Raw genomic sequence first — 15,658 nt, 5'->3', positions numbered from 1 at the left:
ACTCGTAAAACAACGGAGATCCTGACAGGTAAAGTTATGCAAAAATCGGTCTTAATAACAGGATGTTCCAGCGGAATCGGTCTGGAAAGCGCGCTTGAGCTAAAGCGCCAGGGTTTTCAAATTCTGGCAGGCTGTCGCAAACCTGACGATGTCGCGCGAATGAACAGCATGGGATTCACCGGCGTATTGCTGGATCTGGATTCACCCGAAAGCGTGGATCGCGCCGCCGATGAGGTGATCGCCCTGACCGATAATCGTTTGTATGGGATCTTTAACAACGCCGGATACGGCGTCTATGGCCCCCTGCCCACCATCAGCCGCGAGCAAATGGAGCAGCAGTTTTCCGCCAACTTCTTTGGCGCACATCAGCTTACCATGCGCCTTTTGCCCGCTATGTTACCCCACGGCGAAGGACGTATAGTGATGACCTCATCGGTCATGGGATTGATCTCAACGCCGGGACGCGGGGCCTATGCCGCCAGCAAATATGCGCTGGAAGCCTGGTCCGACGCACTGCGTATGGAGCTGCGCTACAGCGGGATTAAGGTCAGCCTGATTGAGCCCGGCCCTATCCGCACCCGCTTTACTGAAAACGTCAACCAGACCCAGAGCGATGCTCCCGTGGAAAATCCCGGCATTGCCGCGCGTTTTACGCTGGGACCAGAAGCGGTTGTCGCCAAAGTGCGTCATGCGTTTGAGAGCGATAAACCGAAGCTACGTTATCCAGTTACGCTGGTGACCTGGGCAGTGATGCTGCTTAAACGCCTGTTGCCAGGCCGCATAATGGACAAAATTTTACAGGGTTGAGTTGAAGCTCGCGCGTCAGCCCCCATGTAACAAGAAATCGACAAAAGAGAGTAACTCCATGTCCACACAGAATATTGTTAACATTAACGAATCGAACCTACAGCAGACCCTTGAACAGTCGATGACCACGCCGGTCCTGTTCTATTTTTGGTCTGAGCGCAGCCAGCATTGTCTGCAGTTAACACCGGTACTGGAGAGTCTTGCTGCCCAGTACAACGGCCAGTTTATACTCGCTAAGCTCGACTGTGACGCTGAACAGATGATCGCCTCCCAGTTTGGTCTGCGCGCGATCCCCACGGTTTATCTGTTCCAGAACGGTCAGCCGGTAGATGGATTCCAGGGCCCGCAGCCGGAAGAGGTTATTCGTGCGCTGCTGGAAAAAGTGTTGCCGAGCGAAGAAGAGCTGAAAGCGCGCCAGGCTATCGAATTTATCGAAGCGGGTAATCACGCTGATGCGCTGCCGCTGCTGAAAGAAGCCTGGCAGATCTCCAACCAGAGCAGCGAAATTGGTCTGCTGCTGGCGGAAACGCAAATCGCCCTCAATCGTTCTGACGAAGCCGAAGCGGTGCTGAAAACCATTCCGTTGCAGGATCAGGACACCCGTTATCAGGGGCTGGTGGCACAGATCGAATTGCTGAAGCAGGCGGCTGATACGCCGGAAATCCAACAGTTGCAGCAGCAGGTCGCCAGCAATCCGCAGGATGCGGCGCTGGCAACTCAACTTGCCATTCAGTTACACCAGGTCGGACGCAACGAAGAATCGCTGGAGTTGCTGTTTAGCCACCTGAAGAAAGATCTTACTGCAGCCGACGGCCAGGCGCGTAAAACTTTCCAGGAGATCCTTGCCGCACTGGGTACGGGCGATGCGCTGGCCTCGAAGTACCGCCGCCAGCTGTACGCGCTGCTGTACTAATCCGTTTGATTTTGCCCGATGGCGCTTGCGCTTATCGGGCCTGGAAATTCGACAAATACCGCTCCCGGCATCAGATCACGTCTTCTTCAAATGCGTTACAACTAATTGGTGACGTGAATTATAGAACTTCCGATAGGTCAGGTAGCAGGCAATAATGGTCGACAGGCTGGCCGTCGAAAGCAGCATAAACGTTACCATAATCTGATACTTAATCGCTTTTACCGGATCAATACCTGCAAAAATCAATCCGGACATCATCCCCGGTAAACTCACCAGCCCCACGGTCTTCGCTGAATCGATAGTCGGGATCAGCGAGGCACGAATGCTGTCGCGAATCAGCGGCGCGGAGGCCACTTTCGGCGTCGCGCCGAGGCTGAGTTTTTCCTGAATTTGCTGCTGTTCGCTGTTAAACCGCTGCCCCAGATTGTTGTAACAAAGCCCTACCGCAACCATCGCATTGCCTGCAATCATGCCGGAAATAGGGATAACCTGCATCGGCGTGAACTCGATAGAGCCTGACAGAACCAGCACCGCCAGCGTTAACCCCGCCCCCGCCGTAATGGCGATAAACGACGAGAGAAAAGCCTTATCAATAAATTTACTGCGCTTTTGCGCGTTATAGGCCGCGTTAAAGCAAATAAACAGCACCATCAATAAGGTCAGAATGCTGTGGTTGACGCCGAAAATATATTTCAGCACGTAGCCAACGATAATAAGCTGAACCACCGCCCGGCACACGCTCCAGAGAATATCTTTTTCCAGCGCCAGCTTTTCTTTGTTGCTGATCAGTATTGCGACCACCACCAGCATCATCGCTAATGCCAGGGATTCATTGGTAATATTATGCTCGTTCATTGCTTACTTCCTGCATTTCACCGGCGTGCGGTTGAAGGGTTATGACGTTATCCGCATGATCAATTTCATCTTTGTCATGCGTCACCCACAGCACAGCAATATTCTTATCGCGAACATAGTGGTGAATTAATTCGTTCACATTACGCTTGTTGGCTTCATCCAGCGCGCTGGTGATTTCATCAAGCAGCAGGATTTTCGGCAGAAACTGCAAATTACGAATTAACGAGACGCGCTGCTTTTCGCCGCCGGACAGCTCATTGATATTTTTTTTGAGGATTGCCTCAGGTAACTCAAATCGGGCCAGATCTTCCAGAAACACATCCGGTTCCGGGCGTTTATCGCGAATTTGCCACGGGAAAATGAGGTTGTCGTAGACGGTATCACTAAACAAAGCGGGCGTTTGCGCGCAATAAGAGACCTGCTGACGATACGCTTCCGGCTTGAGGGTATTTATCTCCTTACCCTCAAAAAGGATTTCACCGGAACTCGGACTTATTAACGACGCGACTATCTTGAGTAACGTACTTTTACCGCACCCGGACTGGCCGGTAATCAACTTAAATTCTCCGGCGCGGAGATCAAAACAGATGTTATTGAGAACCTGCGTCGCCCCTGCCTGCCATGCGACATTTTTTAACTGAAGCAGAATGCTGCTTTCTTCCATTACCAATCCCTTTTTTACCTCTTTCGTGCAGATAGTCTATCTCTGTAATTTATTATAGGGGAGCCCACCTTGATAAATCGGGTATAATTTGACTAATGAAGCAGTAAAGGACAGCACAACAGGAGGTTTCATCAATGCTCATTTTTATTCCTATTCTTATTTTTGTCGCGCTGGTCATCGTCGGCGCAGGCGTCAAAATCGTCCCGCAGGGATACCAGTGGACGGTAGAGCGTTTTGGCCGTTACACCAAAACCCTGCAGCCGGGTTTAAGCCTTGTTGTACCGTTCATGGACCGCATTGGTCGTAAGATCAATATGATGGAACAGGTGCTTGATATCCCCTCTCAGGAAGTCATCTCCAAAGATAACGCCAACGTCGCGATTGATGCCGTGTGCTTTATTCAGGTGATCGACGCGCCGAAAGCGGCTTATGAAGTCAGCAACCTGGAACTGGCGATCATCAACCTGACCATGACCAACATTCGTACCGTTCTCGGCTCGATGGAACTCGATGAAATGCTCTCCCAACGCGACAACATCAACACGCGCCTGCTGCACATCGTTGATGAGGCCACCAATCCCTGGGGCATCAAAATCACCCGTATTGAGATCCGCGACGTCCGTCCTCCGGCTGAGCTTATCGACGCCATGAACGCACAGATGAAAGCCGAACGAACAAAACGCGCCTACATTCTTGAAGCAGAAGGGATCCGTCAGGCGGAAATCGTCAAGGCCGAAGGTGAGAAGCAGTCGAAAATCCTCAAAGCGGAAGGTGAACGTCAGTCCGCGTTTTTACAGGCTGAAGCGCGTGAACGTTCCGCAGAAGCAGAAGCCCGTGCAACGCAGATGGTTTCTGAGGCCATTGCCGCCGGGGATATCCAGGCCGTGAACTACTTCGTGGCGCAGAAATACACCGAAGCGCTGCAGCATATCGGTTCGTCAAATAACAGCAAAGTGGTGATGATGCCGCTGGACGCCAGCAGCCTGATGGGCTCCATTGCCGGGATCGCCGAACTGGTTAAGGACAGCGCCAGCGAGCGGAAAAAATCATGATAGCGATGATTCTGGTACACCCGCACATCTTCTGGCTCAGCCTCGGCGGTTTGCTCCTCGCCGCCGAGATGCTGGGCGGTAACGGCTATCTGCTGTGGAGCGGCGTGGCGGCGGTAATTACTGGCCTGGTGGTGTGGCTCGTCCCGCTTGACTGGGCGTGGCAGGGGGCGATGTTCGCTGTACTCACGCTACTGGCGGCCTGGCTGTGGTGGAAGTGGCTGGCAAAACGCGTGAAAGAGCAGAAACCCGCCGACAGCCATCTTAACCAGCGCGGTCAGCAGCTGGTTGGCCGTCGATTTATTCTGGAAACCGCCCTGGTCAATGGTCGCGGACATATGCGCGTCGGCGACAGCTCCTGGCCCGTTAGCGCCCGCGACGATTTGAGCGCAGGAACGCAGGTTGAGGTCATTGCCGTTGAGGGAATTACCCTGATTATTAAAGCGGTATCACACTAAAAAGACAGGAAATAAGACTATGGTCAGGAAGACACCCCTTGCCTTTGCCCTTTGCACATTACTGACCGCCGCCCCGCAGGCACTCGCCTCTTTCGATATGGAAGACTGTAAATGGAGCGACGACAGCTGCCTGCTGAAAGGCACGCCGACCTTTAACCCTGAAAACGACAGCCGCGACAACCTGCTGCGGCTGCTGAGTCAGGAAAAATCATTTGTTCTGCCGGTGCAGTCGATGCCAGCGGATATCACCCGCTCCCGCGATTTCTATTTTGCGTATCACCCACAATGGGATGAGACTGTCCCGCAGCCAGCGGTTGCCCCGGTGCAAAGTGAAGATACCACTCTGAGTCAGCAACTGGCTGTTCTGGAAATCGAACCTCCGCTATTTGCCAAACAAAACGGCTATGATGCCGACCTGGAAAACCGTTATGTGTCGAATAATCGCCAGAGCGTAAGCGAGTTTATCGCTGCGCTGATGACGGACGAGACGTTAAATATCGACCAGCGCCGATTACTTGCGCAAGCGCGCCTGGATTTATGGGGGCGCGCGACCAAAGAACAGATCGCCGAGTCCCTTGCTGCACTTCCGGCTGATTCGACTTCACTTCTGTACAAAACGTATCTGACCGGTGCCGCGCATTTTTACGATCAAAATTACGAAGGGGCCGAGCAAGACTTTACCATCGTGTTGCACAACGGCTCCCCCTGGCTGATGGAAACCGCGCAATACATGTTGATGCGCACAGCACTGAACAAAAGCAGTAAGTTTAGCGACGGGCAGTACGGCGAATTTAATATCGACAATATCAAACTCAAAGACGCCGCTCAGGCGCAAAAAGAGGCGCAGAACTATCTGCAACGCTGGCCGGAAGGACTCTACGCCAATTCCACCCGCGGTATGTTGCGTCGCATAAACTGGTATTTACAGGCGTGGCCGCAGTTGGCCGGGTTGTATGAGCAGACGCTCCAGCAGTCGGCTGACGCACAGCAACTGCGTGAAATCGTTATCGAATACGATAATGTATTCGGTATGCAATTCTTTGAAGGACCCGTGGTGGAGGCCTTCCCCGACGCGCCGCTGGTCAGCTATATCGAACTGCTGCGCGCGCTGCGCCTGGATAACAACAGTAAACCTACGTTGACCCAGGAACAACTCGACGCCAGCAAGCCGGTGTTTGAACAGAGCCAAAAATTGCCGCTATGGCGCGATCTGCAACTGAATCTGTGGCAGGCAACGGGCAACTACGCGGCAATTATTCAGGCAGTTACACCAGCGCAGAAACTTGCCGCTCACGATACTCTCGCCTTCAGCGAACAGGTGCTGTACGGCGAAGCGCTAATGGGCCAGAAGAATTGGAGCGCTGCGCGTGATTTCTGGCAGCAGTTGTTAAAACTTAGTCAGGACAACGAACAGCAGCAGTATGTGCAGGCTAAGCTCGCTGCGACCCTGGTTTATAGCGGCGACGTGGAGGCAGTTTTTGCCCCAGAAAGTACCGTGACCAACCTGCGCTTTCGCTCGCAGGTGCTAAAAACACAGGCCACACCTGAACTGCTGCGTCAGCAGGCCGTCCACGGTCCGAATAACGAAGAGCGTACCATCGCCCTGCATACGCTGCTGGTGCGGGATCTTACTGAGGATCGCTTTGGCGACTGGCTGAATGACAAAAAACTGGCCAGCGCGATTACGCCTCCGGTCATTGGCGAAGCGTTTGCTGACGTTAACCTGAGCATATTCGACTGGAATGGCGACGCGGCGCAGGCGGGCTATACGTGTCGCAGCCTCAATGAAACGGTAACGGTATTGAGCAAAAAAGCGGATGATGCCCACGCATTGAACTGCTTAGGCGAATTCTTCCGCACCACGCAAACGCATGTTGATCTGTGGAAAAACAGCGCTGGCAATGACGAGCTTGAATCAGCAATCTCGCGCAAGAAACCCTTCGGCCAGTTCGACAGACAAAGCTACTATCAGCAGGTAATCACCTCGCCCACCGCTGAAGTCGAAGATAAGAGCTTCGCGTTGTATCGCGCCATCATGTGCTATGCGCCTTCAGGCGCTAACGAGTGCGGCGGCGAGGAAGTGGATAAACTGCAGCGTAAGGGCTGGTTCACCCAACTGAAAACGCAGTATCCGGGAAGCCCGTGGGCGCAAAAACTCAAATACTACTGGTAACCGCACTGCTGCTGGGCCAGGCACAGGCGGCGGATATCGTCGCCGCCCGTGAGCATCCCGCCTTCTGGCTGTGGTCCGGAGTGAAGGCCAGTGACGAGCTGAAAAACGCGCAAACGGTCTATCTGCATCAGGGCGAGGTACTGGTTCGTTCGGGTAACGTGGTTTTCCAGCGTCTCGGACTGCCGGTCAGCCGTCTGTCTTTTCCGTCAATCTGGCTGACCGTACGCTTTACCACGCTCGACGTACCGGAGGAAATCCCGGCGCGTATCATACGGTTGATGCAACGCTGGCAGGCCGCCGGGAATCACGTTGTCGGCCTGCAGGTTGATTTTGACGCGGCGACCCATCAGCTTGCCGACTACGCGCACTTTCTACAGCAGTTGCGCCAGAGGTTACCCACTGAATTTGCACTTGGCGTAACCGGATTACTGGATTGGGCAAAAACGGGCGACGTCGCCACGTTGAACGCGCTGGCGGTCGATGAACTGGTGGTGCAGAGCTATCAGGGCCGTCACACGGTAACAAATTATCAGGCGTATCTGCCTGCGCTCGCTCGTCTGCGCATTCCGTTTAAGCTGGGACTGGTACAAAATGGTAGCAGGGACCCTCAGGCTGAAGCGCAGCTTGAGAAATCCCCGTGGTATCGCGGTACGGTGGTGTTTATGCTTAATCCTTCTCGCCGTTAAGCCTTCGCCTGGTGATGGCAGCAGCCGGAGAGATTATCCATGATTGGACATTCGGCGCTGTCATCGCCCGGGCAACTGTCCGCCAGCGCCAGCAAATGCAAGCGCATGGCCTGCAGCTCACTGATATGCCGCTCAATGTCCGCCACTTTTTCTAACGTACGCTTTTTCACATCCGCGCTATGACGCGCCGGATCGTTAAATAAGTTTACCAGCTCGCCGCACTCTTCCAGGTTAAAACCAACCTGGCGCGCCTGACGCAGCAACGTCAGTTCATTCAGATGCTGTTGGTTGTAAGTGCGATAGCCATTGTCACTACGCAGCGGCGGCGTCACCAGTCCTTTCTCTTCATAAAAGCGAATGGCTTTGCTGGTTAAACCGGTTTTTTTCGCAACATCGCTAATATTCACTTTTCCCCCGCGGTGCTTGTTGGTGCTGAGCCACATTATAGCCCAGATTGCCGTAATCATTTACCCGAGTGACCTGCACATTTTCAGCCAATAAAGAAATGAATAAATCCTTTTGATTCACATTGTTATACGCGACACAGATCACATTTCAGTATTTGTTGACCGCACAAAATTGACTCAAATCAAAAGATGCATTGATTCTACATCTTTCATATTGAACAAAGGGAAACAATTTTATATATAAACGCGAATGATAATGATGATCATTTACATTCAATAAAGGTTCCCTTATGTTGCCACGGATTAACCAAAGGCCATTTATTCTTTCAGCCCTGACATTATGCATGTCCGGCGCTGCTTCTGCAGCTACCTCTACAACACACGCTTCAACGCCCGGCGATGATACGGTGATCGTCACGGCTAACCGCTCTGAAAGTAGTCTCTGGGATAGCCCGGCAACCATTCAGGTTATCGATCGCCAGACGCTGCAAAACTCCACCAGCGTTTCTATTGCTGATGATTTACAAGATATTCCCGGCGTTGAAGTCACCGATAACGCCCTCGCTGGCCGGAAACAAATCCGTATTCGTGGCGAAGCCTCTTCGCGGGTGCTGATTTTGATAGACGGCCAGGTCGTCAGCTACCAGCGCGCCGGGCAAAACTACGGGGCCGGTTTGCTGATTGACGAATCCGCGCTGGAACGGATTGAAGTGGTCAAAGGCCCTTACTCTGTCCTCTATGGTTCGCAGGCGATTGGCGGCGTCGTAAACTTTATTACCAAAAAAGGCGGCGATAAGCCTCTCGGCGGCAGCGTTAAGGCCGTCTATAACTCCGCAACGGCAGGATGGGAAGAATCAGCTGCGGCCTGGGGCAGCATCGGAAACTTTGACTACCGCATCAATGGCAGCTATTCCGACCAGGGGGACCGCGATACGCCTGATGGAAGATTGCCCGACACCAATTTCCGTAATAACGGCCAGGGCATGTGGCTTGGCTACAACTTCGATCGCCACAAAATCGGACTTTCCCTCGATCGTTACAAATTGTCTACTCAAACCTGGTTTGACGATCCAGAGGGCCAGTTCGACGACTTTAGCGTCAAAATACCTAAGCTGGAACGCGAGAAAATCGGTCTTTTCTACGACTATGCGGCTGACGGGGATTACCTGAAGAAAATCCATCTTGACGCATACAGCCAGACAATAGAGCGCAAATTTGAAAACCGGGTCAAAACGACCCAGATAATCCCCAGCCCGGCGATTAAAGCGCTGACGATAAACAATCAAACCAATACCAACGACAAACAGTATACCCAGGGGGTAACGCTGCAGGGCAATTTCACCCTTCCCGCTAACAACGAGCTGGTGATTGGCACTCAATATCAGCATGACAAAATAAAACAGGACGCGGACGGCAGTACGCGCCAGACCGCAGCTACCGGCTTCTTCGATACGCAAACCCGTACCCTGTCATACAACGAAGCGGAGCAAAGCAACACCTCATTGTTCGCGCAAAACGACTGGCGCTTTGCCGATGACTGGACGTGGACCGTGGGCGCACGCCAGTACTGGCTGTCTTCGAAGCTCAATCGCAACGATACGCAAACCCTGCAAAGCAGCGGCAGCACCTGGCAATCCACTGGAGGAAATTCCGTTCACGATGATGAACTGGTGACCTCAACCAGCCTACGCTATTCCGGTTTTAAAGATCTTGAACTCCGGGCTGCATATGCCCAGGGCTATGTCTTCCCCACGCTGACTCAGCTATTTATGCAGACGTCCGCAGGCGGCAGCGTGACCTACGGCAACCCAAACCTGAAGGCGGAACACTCGAATAACTATGAGCTGGGCGCACGGTATAAAGGGAATATGTGGCTGATTGACGGCGCCATTTATTACTCCGAAGCCAAAGACTATATCGCCAGCCTGGCCTGTTCAGGTCAACCCGTATGCAACGGTAATACCACCTCTTCACGGGGCGGCTATTACTACTACGACAACATCGATCGGGCCAAAACCTGGGGCATGGAACTCACCGCAGAATACAACGGCTGGGCGGTTTCACCTTACCTGAGCGGTAATCTCATTCGCCGTCAGTACGAAGGCAATACCCTTAAAACCTGGGATACCGGCGAACCCACGCTGACCGGCCGCGTCGGCTTGAAACATACCTGGTTGATGAACGTCGCTAACCTGACGTCCGATGTCTTTATCCGCGCGGCGTCCAGCGCCAAAGATAATACCGGCACCACGGAAATCAACTACCCAGGCTGGGCCACACTTAACCTCGCATTTAACACCGAGTTCGGTCCGCAGGATCAGTATCAGGTCAACCTCGCGCTCAACAACTTGACCGACAAGCGTTACAGAACCGCGCATGAATCTATTCCAGACGCTGGTTTCAATGCCGCCGTTGGCTTTGCGTGGAATTTCTGACAATGAAAAAACTCATGATTGGCTTACTGAGCCTCGCCTGCGTTTTCAATGCCCAGTCCGCCGACCGCCTGGTGGTGGCGGGCGGCTCGCTTAGCGAACTGATATACGCCATGGGCGTCGGCAACCGGGTGGTCGGCGTTGATGAAACCACCTCGTATCCGCCTGAAACTGCCGCACTCCCGCATATCGGCTACTGGAAGCAGTTAAGCAGCGAGGGCATTTTATCGCTACATCCGGACAGCTTTATCACCTGGCAGGATGCTGGTCCCCAAATCGTCTTGGATCAGCTGCGAGCGCAAAAGGTTAACGTCGTGACGTTGCCACGCGTGCCGGCCACCGTCGAACAGATGTACGCCAACATTCGAGAACTGGCTACAACACTGCACATTCCTGAGCAAGGCGAGGCGTTAGTCAATCGCCTGCAGCAACGTCTGGAGCGTGTTCAGCACAGCGTGGCGGCGAAAAACGTGCCGGTCAAAGCCATGTTCATTCTCTCCGCTGGCGGCAGCGCGCCGCAGGTCGCCGGAAAAGGCAGCGTTGCCGATGCCATTATGACCCTCGCCGGCGCACAAAATGTCGCCACCCATGAGCAGTATAAAAGCTACAGCGCGGAATCACTGATCGCCGCCAACCCGGAGGTGATCGTGGTGACGTCGCAAATGGTGGATGGCGGTCTGGATCGCCTGAGCGCGATTGCCGGTATTACCCATACTGCAGCCTGGAAAAACCAGCGCATTGTGGCGGTAGACCAGGCGCTGATTCTGGGGATGGGGCCTCGCGTCGCCGATGCGGTTGAAGCCCTGCACCAGCAATTCTGGCCTCACTAACTGGATTTATTAAGAAGAATGAAAACTGAACACTCGCTGGATCTCACCGCGCATTTTGCGCTCGAGGGACGTCAGCCATTTAAGGATCGCCGCGCCACGATGCCCTGGCGTGGGGCGATCCCGGTTGCCAAAGAGCTATTGTCACAAACCTGGCAGGAGGTCATCAGCCAGCCAACCCCGCCGCGTAAACGGCTGGTGTACTTGCATATCCCTTTTTGTGCAACGCATTGTACTTTCTGCGGTTTTTATCAAAACCGGTTTGAAGAAGACAACTGCACCCGCTACACCAACGCGCTGTTGCGCGAAATAGAGATGGAAGCTGATAGCGCATTACATCAGTCGGCCCCCATTCACGCCGTCTATTTTGGCGGCGGTACGCCTTCTGCGCTGTCTGCACAGGATCTGGCCAGAATTATCACCACGCTGCGCGACAAGCTGCCGCTGGCGCCGGACTGCGAAATCACCATTGAGGGACGGGTGCTCAATTTTGACGATGCGCGAATCGATGCCTGCCTTGACGCTGGCGCCAATCGATTTTCGATCGGTATTCAGTCTTTTAACAGCCGAATCCGCAAGAAAATGGCGCGTACTTCGGACGGCCCGACCGCGACAGCCTTTATGCAAGGACTGGTAAAACGGGATCGTGCCGCCGTGGTGTGCGATCTGCTGTTTGGTCTGCCAGGACAAGACGCAAAACTGTGGGGCGAGGATCTGGCGATTGCCCGCGACATCGGCCTCGACGGCGTAGATCTTTATGCGCTGAATCTGATCCCTAATACACCGCTAGGCAAAGCGGTTGAAACCGGGCGCACAACCGTTCCCTCTCCCGCCGAACGCCGCGATCTCTATCTTCAGGGCTGCGATTTCATGGACAGCGCGGGCTGGCGCTGCATCAGCAACAGCCACTGGGCGCGCACCACACGGGAACGCAATCTGTACAACCTGCTGATTAAACAGGGTGCAGACTGTCTGGCATTCGGCTCTGGGGCAGGAGGATCAGTCAATGGCTATTCCTGGATGGTCGAGCGCAACCTGAATACATGGCATGAATCTATCGCCGCCGGAAAAAAACCGCTAATGATGATGATGCGCACCGCCGAGCGTGGTTTCCAGTGGCGACACACTCTCCAGGCCGGTATTGAGACGGCCCGCGTTCCGCTGGATGAGCTGACGCCTCATGCACAAAAACTGGCCCCGCTACTGACCCAATGGCATCACGCAGGACTGACGCGAGATGCCAGCACCTGTGTACGCCTGACCAATGAAGGGCGTTTTTGGGCGAGCAATATTTTGCAGTCTCTTGATGAACTGATTCAGGCACTTAACGCGCCGCGCATTGCGGTAGAGCAACCATAAAAGGAGTGAATTATGAGCCATGTCTCTTTACAGGATTTTTTGAAAACTGAGCCGGACGGTACGCTGGAAGCTATCGCCGCCCAGTACAACACTACATTGCTGGAGGTGGTGAAAAACCTCCCTTCCCCGACGCTGGTTTCCGGCAGTCAATTTGATACCGTCTGGGAAAACGTCTGCGAATGGGGCAAAGTCACCACCCTGGTCCATACTGCTGATGTCATTCTGGAATTCACCGGTGAATTACCTTCCGGGTTCCACCGCCACGGTTACTTCAACCTGCGCGGCAAAAAAGGCATGACCGGTCATATCAAGGCAGAAAACTGCACGCATATTGCCCTGATTGAACGCAAATTTATGGGAATGGACACTGCGTCCATTCTCTTCTTCAACCAGGCGGGTAGCGCTATGTTCAAAATTTTCCTCGGTCGCGATGAGCATCGACAGCTACTGGCCGAACAGGTCAGCGCCTTTCACGCGTTGTCTTCATCTTTAAAGGAACATGCCTGATGGCTCCATGGCTCATTTTTGGTGCAGGTGGTCGCGGCGTCGGCGCGAAAACGCTGGAACTCGCGCTGGCGGAGCATCGTCCGGTGATTGCTGTCGTTCGCAATCCCCAGGTCGCTGCCGGGCTGCAGGAAAAAGGTGTGCAGGTCTTTATTGGCGATGCCTGCGACAGCCAGGTCACCGCCTGCGCCTGTCGCGCAGCGGGTCAGCATGCCACAGTGATCTCCTCCATGGGCGGTGCCCAGGATTATCTGGCGCACAGAACCGTCATTGATGAAGCAGAAAAAGCTGAGATCAAACGCATGATTCTGGTCACCTCCCTGGGCTGTGGCGACAGTTGGGCCTTTTTGTCCCCACGTGCCAGGGCCGCATTTGGCCAGGCTGTACGGGAAAAATCGTTGGCTGAAAGCTGGCTACAAACCAGTCAACTGGACTACGCCATTCTCCGCCCCGGCGGTTTGCTGAACGGTGAAGCCACAGGCCTGGCGCAACGATTACAGGCCGAAGAGTGTCATGGCTTTGTGATGCGCGCAGATGTTGCCAGGCACATTCACGAACTGGCCACGGCGCCGGCACTCAATAACCAGATTTACAGTTTGGTTGAGCCGGGACTGAAACCCGCGTAAACCCCTCGCGGCGCGGAAAATTCGCGCCGCAAAGACGTTATGGAGCGTTGCGTGCTTAAGGACTCGCTTTCTTCCGTCAGCATTCTGACGGGCCTTTCTCTCTTGCTGGTCGCTCTGATGCTGTTCGGTGCCAGTCAGGGGGCGTTGAATATTAGCTTCAGCGCCCTGTTCAACGACGAATACCGTGATATCTGGTTGAACATCCGCCTGCCTCGCGTGCTGCTGGCCGTTTTGGTCGGTGCTGCGCTGGCTACGGCAGGGGTCATTATGCAGGGGCTTTTTCGCAATCCAATGGCCGATCCCGGCCTGCTTGGCGTCAGCAGCGGCTCCGCGCTGATGGTCGGCATCGCGATAGTTATCCCCTTTTCATTCCCCGTGGTGCTGGTGTTGTATGAGCAGATGATTTTTGCCGTCGCGGGCAGCATGGTGGTCTGCACGATTATTTTTCTGATAAGCCAGCGTCATAACCACGGCGGAATGATGCAACTGCTGTTAGCCGGTATCGCTATCAATGCTCTGTGCGGTTCGGCTATTGGCGTGCTGAGCTATGTGGGTGACGAACAGCAGCTACGTCAACTTACGCTGTGGATGATGGGGAATCTCGGCCAGGCCCAGTGGCCAACGCTGCTGGTTGCCAGCACGTTTGTTCTTCCAGCTATTGCTGTCACCGTCTGTATGGCAGGAACGCTTAATTTGCTGCAATTGGGTGATGAAGAGGCGCATTACCTCGGCGTAAACGTCAAACGTAAGCGCCAGCAGTTACTGTTGCTCAGCTCGCTCCTGGTTGGCGCTGCCGTTTCCGTCAGCGGCGTGATTGGCTTTATTGGCCTGGTGATCCCACATCTGATCAGAATGACTACCGGCGCCGATCATCGCTGGTTGATTCCCTGCTCTACGCTGGCCGGCGCCTGTTTACTTCTGATTGCCGACACGCTGGCCCGCACTCTTGTTCAGCCTGCCGAAATGCCCGTTGGCCTGTTAACCAGCCTGATCGGTGGACCGTATTTCCTGTGGTTAATACTGCGTAGCCGGAGGGTGTCATGATCGTCGCTGAAAATCTGGTCTACCACATTCAGGGCAGACGACTGACCGATGACGTTTCCCTGACGCTACCTGATGGAGAAATCATCGCGATTCTTGGCCCGAATGGGGCAGGAAAATCGACGCTACTCCGCCAGCTTACGGGCTATCTGCAGCCCCATAGCGGACGTTGCAGCTTGTTTGGCAAGCCGCTGAACGAGTGGTCAATCACCGAGCTGGCAAAAACCCGTGCTGTGATGCGCCAGAACAGTCATATGGCCTTCCCGTTTAGCGTGCAGGAGGTGATCCGCATGGGCAGGCATCCGTATCGGACGCGCAACACGGGCGATGAAACGGAGCACATCATGACGCTGTGCGACTGCCAGGCGCTGGCCGCGCGCGATTACCGGCATCTGTCGGGAGGAGAACAACAACGGGTACAACTGGCGCGCCTGCTGGTTCAGCTTTGGGAGCCCGAGCCCAGACCAAAATGGTTGTTTCTCGATGAACCCACCTCTGCCCTGGATATTCACCACCAACAGCATCTTTTTCGTCTGCTGCGTCGCCTGGTAGGTGAACGACAGTTCAGCGTCTGCTGCGTCCTGCACGATCTCAATCTTGCAGCGCGCTATGCTGACCGCGTGGTATTGATGGAACGCGGCAGGATAGTTGATAACGGTCGCCCACAGGATGTTCTGCTGCAACCCTCGCTAAATGCGCTGTACGGCGCCGATCTCACAGTGATGAATGAACCGGAGCATCGAACGCCGCTTATCGTTCTCAATCAATAACAGACCGGGAACGTCCTGACCTGACGTTCCCGTTTTTCTCCTTTTCCTGCTTTTTCATCTTTTTTTAAAACGCCCTTGACCTTCCCC

The 15,658-nt window shown here is 54.1% G+C and carries 16 protein-coding genes; 13 read left to right on the top strand and 3 right to left on the bottom strand.

Going from position 1 to position 15,658, the window contains the following annotated elements:
* Window positions 1-36: 36 nt before the first annotated feature.
* Complete coding sequence (locus LA337_05485) at window positions 37-807, top strand: SDR family oxidoreductase (protein ID UBI17152.1); 771 nt, start codon at window positions 37-39, stop codon at window positions 805-807.
* 1 nt (window position 808) lies between these two features.
* The gene (locus LA337_05480; GenBank protein UBI17151.1) at window positions 809-1,720 is read left to right on the top strand and encodes a co-chaperone YbbN; all 912 of its coding nucleotides are present in this window, start codon (window positions 809-811) and stop codon (window positions 1,718-1,720) included.
* Between the two features lie 75 nt (window positions 1,721-1,795).
* On the opposite strand, the gene fetB is transcribed toward LA337_05480, so the two are convergent.
* Window positions 1,796-2,575, bottom strand: a complete 780-nt coding sequence (gene fetB / locus LA337_05475) for an iron export ABC transporter permease subunit FetB (protein ID UBI17150.1) — start codon at window positions 2,573-2,575, stop codon at window positions 1,796-1,798.
* Window positions 2,562-3,239, bottom strand: a complete 678-nt coding sequence (gene fetA, locus LA337_05470; protein UBI17149.1) for an iron ABC transporter ATP-binding protein FetA — start codon at window positions 3,237-3,239, stop codon at window positions 2,562-2,564. Before fetA ends, fetB begins: the two co-directional genes overlap by 14 nt.
* Before the next feature lie 134 nt (window positions 3,240-3,373).
* On the opposite strand from fetA, the gene LA337_05465 reads away from it, so the two are divergent.
* Genes LA337_05465 through LA337_05450 form a run of 4 tightly spaced genes read left to right on the top strand, consistent with a single transcriptional unit; the run spans window position 3,374 to window position 7,605 of the window.
* Window positions 3,374-4,291 carry an SPFH/Band 7/PHB domain protein gene (locus tag LA337_05465; protein ID UBI17148.1) on the top strand — a complete coding sequence of 306 codons (918 nt, stop codon included), beginning with the start codon at window positions 3,374-3,376 and terminating at the stop codon, window positions 4,289-4,291.
* Window positions 4,288-4,746, top strand: coding sequence for an NfeD family protein (locus LA337_05460; GenBank protein UBI17147.1), 459 nt, complete (start codon window positions 4,288-4,290; stop codon window positions 4,744-4,746). The genes LA337_05465 and LA337_05460 overlap by 4 nt, the downstream gene beginning before the upstream one ends.
* 19 nt (window positions 4,747-4,765) lie before the next feature.
* Window positions 4,766-6,919, top strand: coding sequence for a hypothetical protein (locus LA337_05455; GenBank protein ID UBI17146.1), 2,154 nt, complete (start codon window positions 4,766-4,768; stop codon window positions 6,917-6,919).
* Window positions 6,889-7,605, top strand: coding sequence for a DUF3142 domain-containing protein (locus LA337_05450; GenBank protein UBI17145.1), 717 nt, complete (start codon window positions 6,889-6,891; stop codon window positions 7,603-7,605). The genes LA337_05455 and LA337_05450 overlap by 31 nt, the downstream gene beginning before the upstream one ends.
* Here LA337_05450 and cueR read toward each other — a convergent pair.
* The gene (gene cueR, locus LA337_05445) at window positions 7,602-8,012 is read right to left on the bottom strand and encodes a Cu(I)-responsive transcriptional regulator (GenBank protein ID UBI18405.1); all 411 of its coding nucleotides are present in this window, start codon (window positions 8,010-8,012) and stop codon (window positions 7,602-7,604) included. The two genes, LA337_05450 and cueR, sit on opposite strands and share 4 nt — an antisense overlap.
* Before the next feature lie 290 nt (window positions 8,013-8,302).
* Between cueR and LA337_05440 the strand changes: the two genes are divergently transcribed.
* The 7 genes from LA337_05440 to LA337_05410 are packed head-to-tail and all read left to right on the top strand — an operon-like array spanning window position 8,303 to window position 15,571.
* On the top strand, window positions 8,303-10,447 hold the full coding sequence (locus LA337_05440; GenBank protein UBI17144.1) for a TonB-dependent receptor: 2,145 nt from the start codon (window positions 8,303-8,305) through the stop codon (window positions 10,445-10,447).
* A gap of 2 nt (window positions 10,448-10,449) precedes the next feature.
* Window positions 10,450-11,274 carry a hemin ABC transporter substrate-binding protein gene (locus LA337_05435; GenBank protein UBI17143.1) on the top strand — a complete coding sequence of 275 codons (825 nt, stop codon included), beginning with the start codon at window positions 10,450-10,452 and terminating at the stop codon, window positions 11,272-11,274.
* A gap of 18 nt (window positions 11,275-11,292) precedes the next feature.
* Complete coding sequence (hutW, locus tag LA337_05430; protein ID UBI17142.1) at window positions 11,293-12,630, top strand: heme anaerobic degradation radical SAM methyltransferase ChuW/HutW; 1,338 nt, start codon at window positions 11,293-11,295, stop codon at window positions 12,628-12,630.
* Between the two features lie 12 nt (window positions 12,631-12,642).
* The gene (gene hutX, locus LA337_05425) at window positions 12,643-13,137 is read left to right on the top strand and encodes a heme utilization cystosolic carrier protein HutX (GenBank protein ID UBI17141.1); all 495 of its coding nucleotides are present in this window, start codon (window positions 12,643-12,645) and stop codon (window positions 13,135-13,137) included.
* Window positions 13,137-13,760, top strand: coding sequence for an anaerobilin reductase (gene chuY, locus LA337_05420; GenBank protein UBI17140.1), 624 nt, complete (start codon window positions 13,137-13,139; stop codon window positions 13,758-13,760). Before hutX ends, chuY begins: the two co-directional genes overlap by 1 nt.
* A 51-nt stretch (window positions 13,761-13,811) precedes the next feature.
* Window positions 13,812-14,804 carry an iron ABC transporter permease gene (locus LA337_05415; protein ID UBI17139.1) on the top strand — a complete coding sequence of 331 codons (993 nt, stop codon included), beginning with the start codon at window positions 13,812-13,814 and terminating at the stop codon, window positions 14,802-14,804.
* The gene (locus LA337_05410) at window positions 14,801-15,571 is read left to right on the top strand and encodes a heme ABC transporter ATP-binding protein (GenBank protein UBI17138.1); all 771 of its coding nucleotides are present in this window, start codon (window positions 14,801-14,803) and stop codon (window positions 15,569-15,571) included. Before LA337_05415 ends, LA337_05410 begins: the two co-directional genes overlap by 4 nt.
* Window positions 15,572-15,658 lie beyond the last annotated feature (87 nt).

Origin of the sequence: Citrobacter europaeus (assembly GCA_020099315.1) — a bacterium.
Classification (GTDB): Bacteria; Pseudomonadota; Gammaproteobacteria; order Enterobacterales; family Enterobacteriaceae; genus Citrobacter; species Citrobacter europaeus.
Note: the sequence above shows the minus strand (reverse complement) of the source record. Positions and strands in the feature narration are given on the sequence as shown.

Excerpts from the sequence above, each read along its gene's own strand:
- LA337_05485 (UBI17152.1), top strand. The coding sequence starts at position 37 with ATGCAAAAATCGGTCTTAATAACAGGATGTTCCAGCGGAATCGGTCTG.
- fetB (UBI17150.1), bottom strand. The coding sequence starts at position 2,575 with ATGAACGAGCATAATATTACCAATGAATCCCTGGCATTAGCGATGATG.
- fetA (UBI17149.1), bottom strand. The coding sequence starts at position 3,239 with ATGGAAGAAAGCAGCATTCTGCTTCAGTTAAAAAATGTCGCATGGCAG.
- LA337_05465 (UBI17148.1), top strand. The coding sequence starts at position 3,374 with ATGCTCATTTTTATTCCTATTCTTATTTTTGTCGCGCTGGTCATCGTC.
- LA337_05460 (UBI17147.1), top strand. The coding sequence starts at position 4,288 with ATGATAGCGATGATTCTGGTACACCCGCACATCTTCTGGCTCAGCCTC.
- LA337_05455 (UBI17146.1), top strand. The coding sequence starts at position 4,766 with ATGGTCAGGAAGACACCCCTTGCCTTTGCCCTTTGCACATTACTGACC.
- LA337_05440 (UBI17144.1), top strand. The coding sequence starts at position 8,303 with ATGTTGCCACGGATTAACCAAAGGCCATTTATTCTTTCAGCCCTGACA.
- LA337_05435 (UBI17143.1), top strand. The coding sequence starts at position 10,450 with ATGAAAAAACTCATGATTGGCTTACTGAGCCTCGCCTGCGTTTTCAAT.
- hutW (UBI17142.1), top strand. The coding sequence starts at position 11,293 with ATGAAAACTGAACACTCGCTGGATCTCACCGCGCATTTTGCGCTCGAG.
- hutX (UBI17141.1), top strand. The coding sequence starts at position 12,643 with ATGAGCCATGTCTCTTTACAGGATTTTTTGAAAACTGAGCCGGACGGT.
- chuY (UBI17140.1), top strand. The coding sequence starts at position 13,137 with ATGGCTCCATGGCTCATTTTTGGTGCAGGTGGTCGCGGCGTCGGCGCG.
- LA337_05410 (UBI17138.1), top strand. The coding sequence starts at position 14,801 with ATGATCGTCGCTGAAAATCTGGTCTACCACATTCAGGGCAGACGACTG.